The organism is Pseudopedobacter beijingensis, assembly GCF_042678145.1.
Lineage (GTDB): Bacteria > Bacteroidota > Bacteroidia > Sphingobacteriales > Sphingobacteriaceae > Pseudopedobacter > Pseudopedobacter beijingensis.
On the sequence record NZ_JBHUDG010000003.1, the window covers coordinates 425,609 to 437,447 of the forward strand.

12 protein-coding genes are annotated in these 11,839 nt (G+C 35.6%); 10 read left to right on the top strand and 2 right to left on the bottom strand.

Translation table 11 applies throughout. From position 1 onward, the window contains the following. Nucleotide 1: 1 nt before the first annotated feature. Together ACFSAH_RS03520 and ACFSAH_RS03525 are read right to left on the bottom strand one after the other, a co-directional pair. On the bottom strand, nucleotides 2-1,780 hold the full coding sequence (locus ACFSAH_RS03520; RefSeq protein WP_379661311.1) for a DUF4886 domain-containing protein: 1,779 nt from the start codon (nucleotides 1,778-1,780) through the stop codon (nucleotides 2-4). Nucleotides 1,781-1,846: 66 nt separating this feature from the next. Further along, nucleotides 1,847-2,113 carry a hypothetical protein gene (locus ACFSAH_RS03525; RefSeq protein WP_379661312.1) on the bottom strand — a complete coding sequence of 89 codons (267 nt, stop codon included), beginning with the start codon at nucleotides 2,111-2,113 and terminating at the stop codon, nucleotides 1,847-1,849. A 776-nt stretch (nucleotides 2,114-2,889) separates the two neighbouring features. Between ACFSAH_RS03525 and ACFSAH_RS03530 the strand changes: the two genes are divergently transcribed. The 10 genes from ACFSAH_RS03530 to ACFSAH_RS03575 all read left to right on the top strand — a co-directional run bounded on the left by ACFSAH_RS03530 (nucleotide 2,890) and on the right by ACFSAH_RS03575 (nucleotide 11,803). After that, the gene (locus ACFSAH_RS03530) at nucleotides 2,890-3,099 is read left to right on the top strand and encodes a helix-turn-helix domain-containing protein (protein WP_379661313.1); all 210 of its coding nucleotides are present in this window, start codon (nucleotides 2,890-2,892) and stop codon (nucleotides 3,097-3,099) included. Between the two features lie 40 nt (nucleotides 3,100-3,139). Then, nucleotides 3,140-3,394, top strand: coding sequence for a hypothetical protein (locus tag ACFSAH_RS03535; RefSeq protein ID WP_379661314.1), 255 nt, complete (start codon nucleotides 3,140-3,142; stop codon nucleotides 3,392-3,394). Between the two features lie 177 nt (nucleotides 3,395-3,571). Further along, on the top strand, nucleotides 3,572-3,841 hold the full coding sequence (locus ACFSAH_RS03540) for a hypothetical protein (protein WP_379661315.1): 270 nt from the start codon (nucleotides 3,572-3,574) through the stop codon (nucleotides 3,839-3,841). 267 nt (nucleotides 3,842-4,108) lie between these two features. After that, nucleotides 4,109-4,411, top strand: a complete 303-nt coding sequence (locus tag ACFSAH_RS03545; protein ID WP_379661316.1) for a hypothetical protein — start codon at nucleotides 4,109-4,111, stop codon at nucleotides 4,409-4,411. Nucleotides 4,412-4,507: 96 nt separating this feature from the next. Next, nucleotides 4,508-5,350 carry a HamA C-terminal domain-containing protein gene (locus tag ACFSAH_RS03550; RefSeq protein WP_379661317.1) on the top strand — a complete coding sequence of 281 codons (843 nt, stop codon included), beginning with the start codon at nucleotides 4,508-4,510 and terminating at the stop codon, nucleotides 5,348-5,350. Next, complete coding sequence (locus ACFSAH_RS03555; RefSeq protein WP_379661318.1) at nucleotides 5,347-7,542, top strand: helicase-related protein; 2,196 nt, start codon at nucleotides 5,347-5,349, stop codon at nucleotides 7,540-7,542. Before ACFSAH_RS03550 ends, ACFSAH_RS03555 begins: the two co-directional genes overlap by 4 nt. Nucleotides 7,543-7,642: 100 nt before the next feature. Beyond that, nucleotides 7,643-9,817: a hypothetical protein gene (locus ACFSAH_RS03560; RefSeq protein WP_379661319.1), complete on the top strand. Its 2,175-nt coding sequence runs from the start codon at nucleotides 7,643-7,645 to the stop codon at nucleotides 9,815-9,817. Nucleotides 9,818-9,822: 5 nt separating this feature from the next. Next, nucleotides 9,823-10,470: an SLATT domain-containing protein gene (locus ACFSAH_RS03565; protein WP_379661320.1), complete on the top strand. Its 648-nt coding sequence runs from the start codon at nucleotides 9,823-9,825 to the stop codon at nucleotides 10,468-10,470. 41 nt (nucleotides 10,471-10,511) lie between these two features. Continuing rightward, nucleotides 10,512-10,985, top strand: a complete 474-nt coding sequence (locus ACFSAH_RS03570; RefSeq protein WP_379661321.1) for an endonuclease domain-containing protein — start codon at nucleotides 10,512-10,514, stop codon at nucleotides 10,983-10,985. An 11-nt stretch (nucleotides 10,986-10,996) separates the two neighbouring features. Next, nucleotides 10,997-11,803 carry a Shedu anti-phage system protein SduA domain-containing protein gene (locus ACFSAH_RS03575; protein WP_379661322.1) on the top strand — a complete coding sequence of 269 codons (807 nt, stop codon included), beginning with the start codon at nucleotides 10,997-10,999 and terminating at the stop codon, nucleotides 11,801-11,803. Nucleotides 11,804-11,839 lie beyond the last annotated feature (36 nt).

The following is an 11,839-nucleotide window of genomic DNA, read 5'->3' on the forward strand; positions in this document are numbered from 1 at the left end:
TTTATTTTACTTCTTCAATGGCCATGGCACAGGCATAATAATATTTATTGGCCTGTGTGTTATTGGGACTTGCCGAAAACCGGATGCTCACTGTGCCGTCTTTATCGGGCTGCATCTCTGCTATGCTTGCCACATTGGTGGTATTCCTGCTGCTTTCCAGTACGGCGGTACTTGTACCGTTCCCCGTCAGCTCAAACTGCGTCTCCCTGTTGATATCATCAGGGGCTACTGCATTTGCTGACGAAACGAAAAATACAAATTTATATCGTTTGTCTTTATTGAGTCCCGAGATCTCTACGATGGAGGAGGTTCCGCTGCCTTCATGGAAAAAACTGTTTTTTGAAACTACCGAGGGCATATCCAGCGCTGTGGTAGTGGTGGCGGGCCCCTGGCTATTGTTACCCTTAAAGCCTTTGACCATTTTCAGCTTTACGGATGTTTCGCCCCCGGTTATATCATGTAGATCCAGAAGGCTGCCGCTGGCCAATGAGGTCATAAAGTTCCAGTCGGGATAGGTGGTAGAGGTTCCAGAGAAAGAGATCTTTATCTTATCGAAAGAAAGGATTGGCGAAACCGGAACTTCCTGGTATGCGGTTAATTCCGTTATCGCATAAGGGTTTAGAACGGCCTGGTAAGCGGCCTCACGCCCTACCTGTGCCTCAAAGTCTGAGCTATTGTTCTTGTACTTGCTCTGCCTGATATCCAGACCGTAAAGATTGCCGAACAGGGCCTGGAAATAGGCGCATGCCCCGGTATAGCGTCCATAGCTTAATTGCAGGTGGTAACCATCCCGGGTATAGAAATCGCCTATGGCACTGGTCCTTGCGTTCTGGATGGATGTACCGGTGGGCACCAGCACATCGAAACCAAAGTTCTCGTACACTTTTTTACTGGTGGCGGCAATTTCACGGTACATGCGGGACTGGTCGCTGCCGTAGTATTGTTCGAATACCGTAGAAATAAAATCTGCCTGGTTGGCCCAGGTCTGGTGGAGAACGTACTTTACGTCCGGGTTGGTGGCGTTCTTTTTAAGAAAATCCAGTATAGGGGGCAACTGTGCTTCGTAACTATCGTACTTCCCGCTATATCTGGACAATTGCTGTATGCTGATATAGTCCCAGTGTTCTTTTGCCAGTGCTTCTTTAAAAGTCTGGGACGGACGGGTGGTCACTCCTTTCTCTATCCTGTAGCAGGAATAGGCTTTATTGGATTGCAGGTTGTTCCAATGGTCCAGCAAAGAGGTCCCTCCCTGGTATATCACTTCTATCAGCAGGTCTATGCCTTGCTCCTGGGCCAGTTCGTACAGGTTCCGCACAACGGTATCGTCGGCATAGGAGTTACCTATGCACAATAGCTTGATGGTACCCTGTGCGGTAACGGTGATGCCTACGTTTTTGGTTATGCTCTTGTCTGCCGACTCCAGGTACAGCCTGGTGGTGCCTACGGACAGCGCTCTGATCTTCACGGAATCTTTTTTAAGTACATCGATATCGGCAATACTGGCGTCTTCTATCCGCCAGGTATAATCGAGGTTTTGCTGCTCTTCGGGAAAAGTGGCATAGACTATGGCCATTTGCCCTGTCTGCAGTTTCACGGCTTCGGCATTTAGGCTTACCTGGGGCGGCTGCGCCATATCGGGAAGGGGCATTGTTTCTTCCGATTGTTTTTTGGAGCAGGAAATAAAAATGACTGCCATGGTCAGCAGTGTCATCAAAAATGTGAGCTTACTTTTCTTCCTGGTGGATGTGGGGTTTAAATGTGTTTTCATTAAAAAGTTCATAATTCAGGTTGTTTGTTAAAATAGATTGTTATTTACAATGGTTGTTGTTTTAAAAGGTTAGGGTACTTAAAATGCCTGTGCCCCCCTATTTTGCGGGGTAATGGTTGGGGCCAACAGCTGCTCCAATGTAACCAGCACCTCTTGCAAATGGCCGTAAAAAACCAGCAGGTCTTGCCGCTCGGCTACGGATTGATGGTTAAAGGCACCCGATATCGTCAGCGAAAACAGCTGCCAAAGTTGCTCGCGACTCTCGGCAGGCGAAAAATCCTGAAAAAGTACCTGCAGTTTTTCTGCGGTTTGCTGCAATAGCAGCGGGTTAATGGTTGCGCTCATACAAAACAGGCCATCTTAGGCGTACAACTGGTTTAATTAATGAGTTAAAAAAATAATTCTCAACAGGCATAAACATTAACGAAAGATTATTATATATTTGGTTTAAGCGATAATTAAAGGACATAGGTGTCCCCTACGGTAAGCATCGTTCCGTTTTTTAGGCTTTAAGGGATAATTTTTAACTCAAAAAGCAATATCCCCTACCGCCACATCTGTGCTGTTGAATAAAAAGCTAATGGAAAATGGTATGGTTTGCTACGTTGGGGATTTCATGATGTTTTGGATTGGGTTTAACAAAGTCTTGCTGGCCAATACTGCGAGGGTAATGGCTGCTCCTGCTTGCCCCTGGCAAACGGGAATAATTGGTTGGGTTGGGTGACAGAGCGTCTTCATATTTTATTTTTTTCTTTATGAAAACGATGTGTACTCGGTAAAGCCGTGAGAGTGAACCTTATTGGTGTATAAACCAAAAGGGCGAACTTCAAAGCTCATATCTGCAGGAAACGACCAAGTAACCTTTTCAAATCCAAAGAGGATATGAAATGCCAATACAAGTCTAACATGAAGCCGCCCTTTTGGACTTTATGCTGTAAAGTTAGCAAAATCCAATTATAGGGCGACACTCACGGTTATCTCGTTGGCATTTTGGTCGTTTTTACAGACGAGAGAACATCGTTTAAAACAAGGTCTAACCTCGCTTTTTATGTCGCATTACTAATACAAGTATACAAAAAGTTTTTCATTAAACGTCAAACTTTTTAATAAATAATTTTAAAATGAGCCGTATAAACCGTTTAGAAGAGGTTTTTAAAGAAAAAGATGTATATAACCGAGATATCGCAAAATATCTAAATAAATCCGAGGGAACTATATCCAGATGGGTCAATAATCACAGACAGCCATCATTAGAAGAATTGAATAAAATAGCTGAGTTCTTGAAGGTAGATATAAGGGAATTGTTACATAAAAGTAAATGGGGTAAATAAATAATTAAAATATGTTTCAAACTTTAGATAATTTAAAATTATGCATCAAGTAGAAGGAAAATATTTAGACAAATATTTTTATTTAAATGCAGACCAACCTTTTAATTATTCAACATGGCAAGCTCCAATACATTGGACTGGGATAGTTAATGGTAAGCAAGTTGAATTCACTCAGATACATAATCATGCTTCTGATTTAATTTGTTTTGATTGGTCTGATTTTCCAGATGAGCTAGAAATAGCCAAAACATATATTGTAAAAGAGATTGATAGAGCTATGAGAGTAATGGATTAACATCGCCGTAAGTGAAATTATAAACCGTTTCAATAAGTCTTGTAAAGAGAAAATAGATAAGAAGGATACTTCAAGAGAAGGACGTGGGCCAAAGCCTGTGTTTTATAGGTTGGTTGAGAGAGTAGATTTAGAAAATAAATAATGGAAAGTATACTTACTGATATAGTAAATAACTAAATGAAAAAGGAACTTATTCTTGAACTATTACTTCAATTTGAAGGTGCATGTTATATCTATAATGATGTAGAATTTTGGAGTGCCAGAGAATTGCAAAAAGTATTCGGGTATTCTCAATGGAGGAATTTTGAAAATGCAATAGATAAGGCAAGGATAGCATGCGCAAATGCAGGAGAAAAAGTCGCCGATCATTTTGCTGATGTCAGCAAAATGATCGAATTGGCTAAAGGGGCCCAAAGAGCGGTAAATGATATTGCTCTTACCAGATAGGGATGCTACCTTATTGCTCAAAATGGAGACCCTACCAAACCTGCTATTGCATTTGCACAAACTTACTTTGCCGTACAAACAAGGAGACAGGAAATTATTGAACAAAGGCTTTTAGATGTTGCCAGGGTAACCGCAAGAGAAAAGCTCTCTCAATCTGAAAAGAAACTGTCTGGAATAATCTATGAACGTGGAGTTAATGAGAAAAGTTTTGCAGTAATAAGAAGTAAGGGAGATCAAGCTTTATTTGGAGGATATTCGACAAATGAAATGAAAAAGAAGCTTAGTGTACCAGAAAAGAGACCTCTTGCTGACTTCCTACCTACGCTAACTATAAAAGCTAAGGACTTTGCCGCAGAACTAACCAGCCATAATGTTTCTGATAAAGACCTAAAAGGTGAAGTTCAGATTTCTAAAGAACATATAGACAATAATATTGCTGTTAGAAAGATACTGCAAGAAAGAGGCGTTAAACCGGAAAATCTTCCTGCAGCAGAAGATATAAAGAAAGTACAACGGAAATTAGATAATGACGCAAAAAAAATCTTAAAACAAACTAAAAAGAAAAAGTAGCTGCAAGGGAAAACAGGAGAACTGAAAAGTGTAAATTCTAAAAAAAGAAAGGTAAAAAGGTAAAGAATAAATATTTCTTAAAGTAATTAATCATAAATGCAAAGACCTTTTAGATCAGAATTAGTATTAGACGAACGTATAAGCGAATCAACGTTAAAGGCATTCCATGTTGGCTTTGACCAAAATAAGTTTAGACTTCAACCATTAGTTGATACTATAAGGAATGTAATACCTGAATATGCTCTTGGCTATCATCAGGGAAACAATATTCCATTGACTGAGATGGTTGAGCGATTAAATGATGCAGCCAAAACAGTATACACGACAGACAAGTACAAGCAACGGGGAGAATTTGGGGAACTTATTCTCCATCTCCTTTTGCGGGACTTCTGCCACTCGATCCCGCTGATATCTACGATATACTTCCGTGATTCCCCCAATGTGCCCGCACATGGTTTTGATGGGGTACACATCACTATAGATGGCGATGAAAAGAAATTGTGGTTAGGGGAATCCAAACTTTATAAAGCTGGAAAAAGCGGTATAAGTGATTTAGTAAATGATATATCAAAGCATTTTAATGCGGACTATCTTAGAGAACAGTTTAGTTTGATAACAAGAAAGCTGCCCCAGGAAACTCCTGAAATTGAACATTGGAGAACTTTGATGCATAAACACCAGAAGCTAGATGTTATTTTTTCGAGCATTGTAATCCCGATGGTCTGCACCTATAATAGCGCTCTATTTGTAAACCACAATGATGAAACGCAACAATACATTGATGATTTCAAAACGGAATGTATGGCATTACACGAAGAGTTTAATAGAAAACGACCTGCTTCTAATTTAGAAATCATGTTACTTCTTTTGCCTGTACCTGACAAAGACGAGTTAAATATGGAGCTAGATGCAAGATTAAAAGCAATGCAAAGAATATGATTTTTACAGATATATATAGAGCCATAAAATTTCTCTCTGATGCAAAGGAACTGAGCTACGACGATAGTTTTGCCCTTTCTCGATTCTGCTCGACTCAGCTCTCGAACAAAGAAACGGAAAGCGGAGCTAGAGACCTTGTAATTCGAGTTCGTGATGCTTGGGATAAAATTCCTGAAACAACTAAACCTATATGGAACTCCTTAACGGAAGCTGTAGGATTGTACCCTTACTTAGATCACGAAGAGTTGTCTATAAGCTCCTTACTGAAATATGAATATCATAAATCTCCATACCTTGATGGTGTATATCTCCATGAAGAACAGCAACGGCTTTCTGTAGAACTACAAAGCAGACGCTCTGTAGTAGTAAGTGCTCCAACAAGTTTCGGAAAGAGTCTGTTGATTGAGGAAGTAATCGCGAGTGGGATATACAAGCAGATAGTCATTATACAACCGACGCTTGCTCTTCTCGACGAGACTAGAAAGAAATTAGTGAAATATCGAGATCAGTATAAAATTATCGTTTCTACAAATCAGGCTCCAGATACCGATAAAGGTAATGTGTTCCTGTTTACAGGTGAACGTGTTGTAGAATATGCAGACTTCCCTCCTATTGACTTTTTTGTAATAGACGAATTTTACAAACTCAGTCTCGATAGAGACGATGATCGAGCGATAACATTAAATCAGGCTTTTTACAAGCTACTGAAGCAGACAAATAAGTTCTACTTATTGGGTCCCATGATTAAGAGCATTCCTGTTTCTTTCAAAAATAAATTTGAGCTGACCTGGTTTCCAACTGAATTTGCAACAGTTGCTGTGGATGAGAAAAGTCTTGAGATTATGGACAAAGTGAAAGCCAAAGAAAGAAAGGAGTTGAAAAAAAATGCGCTATTTGATTTACTTTCGGAAACTGACGAACAAACATTAATTTATTGTTCATCACCAAATAAAGCAACTGTACTATGTTTAGAATATATTGATTATCTCATCAACAACTCAAAAGACTTCAATGATCTAGACACGTCTGCTAATAATGAAATGATTGAATGGATTGGTCAAAATATAAATACGAGGTGGTCTTTAATTGATTCGTTAACTCATGGAGCTGCGTTTCATCACGGTGCCTTGCCTCGGCACTTAGGAAGCTCCATTGTCGATGCATTTAACAATGGTTCTATTAGATGGTTGTTTTGTACCTCTACATTAATAGAAGGCGTCAACACATCTGCAAAAAACGTGATTCTATATGATAAGGAAAAAGGAACTAAACAAATAGATTTCTTTGATTATAAGAACATAGCTGGGCGTTCTGGAAGAATGAAAAAACACTATGTTGGAAATGTATACCGATTCGAAAAAAGACCTGAACAAACAGAGCTTTTTGTTGACATCCCTCTTTTTAACCAAGAGAATGCTCCTCTCGAGATATTAATCTCATTAGAAGAGGGAGAATTAGAAAACACTGCTAAACAACGGTTACAAGACTTTCATAATCTCCCGGAAGAACTACAAGAGGTGATGAAAAAGAACTCAGGTATTAGCATTGAGGGGCAACAGAAGATTATCGAAGAGATAAAAGCTGATATTGCTTCAAATAAGTATTTATTAAATTGGAATCAATATCCAACTTATGAACAACTACTTTATATTTTGGATTTATGTTGGAAACATCTTTTAAAGCCTGGAGAAAATAAAGCTGATATTAGAAATGCAAAACAACTTAGTGTTTTAACAAATAAATATTCAAGATTAAAATCAACTGCGGCATTAATAAACGATTCGATTAATGATAACTATTGGATAGAACAAATACCTAATGATCAAGAACGTATAAATAAACTATCTTTCTTCACATTAAATATTACTAGACACTGGTTCGATTATAAACTACCAAAATGGTTATCCGTTTTATCGGAGTTACAAGAATACGTATTAAAGAAACATAATTTGCCTTATGGCAATTATACATATTTTGCTAGCAGCTTAGAACATGGCTTCTTGTCACCGAATTTAGCGGCATTAATGGAATACGATATTCCTATATCGGCAATTAATAAGCTGAAATCAATTCTTAATCAAGACAGGACACCTGAAATGCTTATCATCTTAATAAATCAATTATCTGATGAAGATTTAAGAAAGAAAGGGCTATTACAATATGAAATAAATAAATTGAGAAATGCGATATAAAAGTTAATAGAAGAATTCGAAACCTAATATGACATATCTTAAGATTACATAATCGCATACTAAATCATTAATAATTTCTAAAAAGCAAATCACTTCCGAAATGGATAAAATTAAAATTTCTCTAACAAATTGTTTTGGAATAGGAAAACTAAACCACGAGTTTGATTTTACAAAAAGTCAAACATTCCTGATATATGCTCCAAATGGAACCATGAAAACTTCGTTTTCAAGAACTTTGGACCTAATATCAAAAAACGATTCAAAGAATCTCCCTTGTGATAGGATTTATAATTCACGAGTTACAGAATATAAGATTTTAATAGACGGAGATGAAATTACTAAAGAAAACATCTTAGTTGTAAATGCAGAAGACAGTAACTTCGATGCCTCAAACAAGATTAGTACCTTTCTCGCAAGCAAAGAATTAAAGAATAAATACGATGAAATCTATTTAGATCTAAATAATAATAAATCTGAATTCATTAAAAAGCTAAAGGCAATATCACAAAGTACAGACTGTGAAACAGAATTTGTTAATACTTTTTCTGAAAATCCCAACGTAACTTTTTTTGAAGCATTATTAAATCAAATAAATAACCTAACAGATAAATTCGAAAAACCAAATTTTAAATACAACGATGTTTTTGACAAAAAAGGAAATGTTAAAAAATTTCTTGATAAAAACCAAAACATTCTTGACCAATATATAAACAACTACAAGAACATCATTTCTAAGTCTAAGTTCTTTAAAGAATCTAACACTAATACATTTGGAACTTATCAAGCCAATGAAATACTAAAATCAATTGAAGATAATTCATATTTTGAAGCAGGCCATAAATTTATATTAGAAGATGGAACTGAAATTGAGAATTCCGATCAGTTGAAACAACTTGTTCAGCAAGAAATACAAACAATACTAAATGATGAAAAGTTAAAACAGGCATTTGATAAAGTAGATAAAGCAATTGGTTCTAATGTTGAGCTTAGAGCTTTTCAAAAAGTAATAGAAAAGGACAACTTGATTTTAGTCAATTTAAAGGACTATGAAAAATTCAAAAAAGATGTTTGGATAAACTATTTATCTGAGATAAAAACTGATACTAGCGAATTAGCAACACACTACCAAGAAAAGAAAAAAGAACTTGAAAAAATCATTAATGAATCTAAGAAGGAATTTGCATTATGGGCAAAAATTATAAACACTTTTAACTCAAGATTCTATGTTCCTTTTAAGGTAATATTAGCAAATCAAGAAGATATAATTCTTAAACAAGATACTGCAAATTTAGAATTTGAATATTCTGATAGAGATGAAGAACCTGTTAGACAAAAAAAGGAAAATCTGATTAGCATTTTAAGCAAAGGAGAACAAAGAGCTTATTTTATTTTACAATTTTTGTTCGAAATAGAATCCAGAAAACTAGGGAATGAAAAGCATCTATTGATTTTTGATGATATAGCAGACTCTTTTGACTATAAGAATAAATTCGCTATTATAGAGTATATAAAAGATCTTCATAATTTGGATGTTTTCAGAACGATAATCCTAACTCACAATTTTGATTTCTACAGAACTGTAGCGTCCAGACTTGGCCTCCCCAGAACAGTAGTTTACATGGCTACAAAATCTGACTCAAAAGAAATCACGCTCCATGATGGACAATACAGAAAAGATGTATTTGCTCATTTTATTGACAGATTTTCCGAACCAAGAGTATTCATCAGTTTAATTGCATTCGTTAGAAATCTAATTGAATATAGTGAATCAGATGATTGTGAGGAATATTTAACCCTTACGAGTTGCCTTCATAGGAAAGAATTAAGTGAGAATTTGACAGCTGAAGAAGTTTTTAAAATTTACACAAATAGGCTAGTAAAGCTTCAGGGAAAAAGTATAGATTTTGGAGCTGAAAATCTTATGCAGTTTATTACGAATACAGCAGATTCTATTTGTGATGAGCAAAATATAGATGAAATATTACTTGAGAACAAAATTGCTTTAGCAATTGCAATCCGCCTAAAAGCAGAAGAATATCTAATTAAAAAGTTGCCACAATTAGATTTACAAACTATAACTTCAAATCAAACTCAAAAATTATATAAAACATATACTAAAACCTTTCCTGAAAGTACTTCTTTAGAAACATTGGATAGAGTTAATTTAATGACGCCGGAAAACATACACATTAATGCTTTTATGTATGAACCTCTCATTGATATGTCTATTTCTCATCTTATAGATTTATATAAAAAAACTTCTTCACTCAATTAAAAAGAATGCAAGAAAAATCAATATTCACGGGTTCAAAAGCCTATTTGGAAAAAAGCTTTTTAGAGGAATTAAGTTACAAGGTTTGGTCTACAAAGGGTGCTAGATTTAAAGCAGACGAGCGATTAATGAAAACTGCTAAGATGTCGAATATTAGTCTTTCCGTATTTTCTGCTTACCTAATTATAGCCAGTTTAATTTCGGTATATGTAGGTAATTATAAGCTTAATTTTCAGATCATAAATTACTTTGTAACCTCTCTTTCTATTATCTTATTAGTTTTATCTCAATATGAAAGCTCTCAAGACTATAAAATGAGAGCTGTTAAATTTCATGAATGTGCATTGGAACTTAGCAAAATATACAATGAGATTAGAATCTTTAAAACACTTTCTAAACACCCTACTGACGAAGAGTGCAGAACTTTCTGTGAAGACACCTCAAGAAAATACCAAGATATACTTGCTAAATATGAAAACCACTCCGCTATTGACTATGATACTTTTAGGCTTTTAAACCCAGATTATTTCAGCGAATATAAAGCAAAAACTAAATCCATAAAATTTAGAAGATGGTGGGCAATATACGGCTGGTATACTCTCCTTTTAATTGGTACGCCTATGGTCTTTATTGGATTTAGTTTTGTGAAATTTTGAATATTGTACACTATTGAAAAAAATACATAAATAATATAATTATGAACCAATGTTGTCTAGAATGTAGTCACCCTATAAGCAAACAAGTATTTAATTATTCCAATGATTATTTTGGTATTCCATTATGTATGCCCCATCAAGATTGGATAAAACAACAAGAGTACATGAGTACTTATGAAGCTATATCTTTATATTTTGCATTGAAATGGCGAGGTGTTCCCGCAAAATTAGAAAAGTTTGACGGTCATAAAACTATAGACATCGCCATACCGCAGGCTAAAGTAAACATTGAAGTTGATGGCGGGCATCACAACTACAGTGACAGGCAAGCCTTAGCTGATCTTAAAAGAACTTATTACTCTTTCATAAAAGGTTACCTTACCCTTAGGATTCCAAACTCTTTGGTAAAACACCATCTGGATGAAACTGCCGATATGATTACCGAAATATTAAATTATAATAGAGAAATGGTATCAAAAGAAAAGCGGCAAATGATTAAATATAGGAAGTTTTAAGTGAGTTTATTATGAAGAAGCTATATGACTGGGGAAGTCTTAATTCCGAACATATATCAATTGTAAACCAACTGTGTAACAAGTGGGACAATCTTATTGAGCAAAACAAACAAGAAAGATACTACCAAAGCTTTTTAGCAGAACATGCAGGTTTTTTCCTTTCTGATTGGAATGCAAAACTTGTTATTTCAAAACTAAAAATGGGTTCGGAATTGGAATGCGATTTTGTTGTTGTAAAAGACGGTTTCAGTGCCGGTACTATTTATGAGTTTATTGAAATTGAAAAGCCAGGTAGCCGGCTCTTTACCAAGAATGGAATCCCCTCTAAGGATTTTAACACTTCATTGCAACAAATAAGAGACTGGCGTAGATGGTTAATTGAAAATAAAAGCTATTTTAAAAAATTTCTACCCACAGTAAATACTAGAGTTTTGAGTGATTCACAAATAAAATTCAAAATAGTTATTGGAAGAAGAGATGAACAAATCAGTCTAGAAAAGCGTAACCAAATCGCAAACGAAAACCACATAGAAATTAGAAGTTTTGATAGCTTAGCTGATAAATTAAGGGGCGATTTGATTCATGGAGAATTATGGCACCAGAGAGAAGACAAAGGATATGTTTATCTAATAAACAAGATCTCCAGTCCATTTCTAAAGGCTATAACGGATAGTTCATGGAAAGAACTGTGTGATTCTAAAAGTATCCCTCCGTCTCACTTTTATTCTAATGTTGACTCTTCTATTTCGGAACACTTAAAGTTCAATAAGTTGTTTGAGGAGTATAAGAAACTAGTTCATGCTAATTACTTTCTTTAAAAATCGCCATTTATCAAACATGTCTAGCTAGTTCAT

Excerpts from the sequence above, each read along its gene's own strand:
- ACFSAH_RS03530 (WP_379661313.1), top strand. The coding sequence starts at position 2,890 with ATGAGCCGTATAAACCGTTTAGAAGAGGTTTTTAAAGAAAAAGATGTA.
- ACFSAH_RS03540 (WP_379661315.1), top strand. The coding sequence starts at position 3,572 with ATGAAAAAGGAACTTATTCTTGAACTATTACTTCAATTTGAAGGTGCA.
- ACFSAH_RS03550 (WP_379661317.1), top strand. The coding sequence starts at position 4,508 with ATGCAAAGACCTTTTAGATCAGAATTAGTATTAGACGAACGTATAAGC.
- ACFSAH_RS03545 (WP_379661316.1), top strand. The coding sequence starts at position 4,109 with ATGAAAAAGAAGCTTAGTGTACCAGAAAAGAGACCTCTTGCTGACTTC.
- ACFSAH_RS03535 (WP_379661314.1), top strand. The coding sequence starts at position 3,140 with ATGCATCAAGTAGAAGGAAAATATTTAGACAAATATTTTTATTTAAAT.
- ACFSAH_RS03555 (WP_379661318.1), top strand. The coding sequence starts at position 5,347 with ATGATTTTTACAGATATATATAGAGCCATAAAATTTCTCTCTGATGCA.
- ACFSAH_RS03565 (WP_379661320.1), top strand. The coding sequence starts at position 9,823 with ATGCAAGAAAAATCAATATTCACGGGTTCAAAAGCCTATTTGGAAAAA.
- ACFSAH_RS03560 (WP_379661319.1), top strand. The coding sequence starts at position 7,643 with ATGGATAAAATTAAAATTTCTCTAACAAATTGTTTTGGAATAGGAAAA.
- ACFSAH_RS03570 (WP_379661321.1), top strand. The coding sequence starts at position 10,512 with ATGAACCAATGTTGTCTAGAATGTAGTCACCCTATAAGCAAACAAGTA.
- ACFSAH_RS03520 (WP_379661311.1), bottom strand. The coding sequence starts at position 1,780 with ATGAACTTTTTAATGAAAACACATTTAAACCCCACATCCACCAGGAAG.
- ACFSAH_RS03575 (WP_379661322.1), top strand. The coding sequence starts at position 10,997 with ATGAAGAAGCTATATGACTGGGGAAGTCTTAATTCCGAACATATATCA.
- ACFSAH_RS03525 (WP_379661312.1), bottom strand. The coding sequence starts at position 2,113 with ATGAGCGCAACCATTAACCCGCTGCTATTGCAGCAAACCGCAGAAAAA.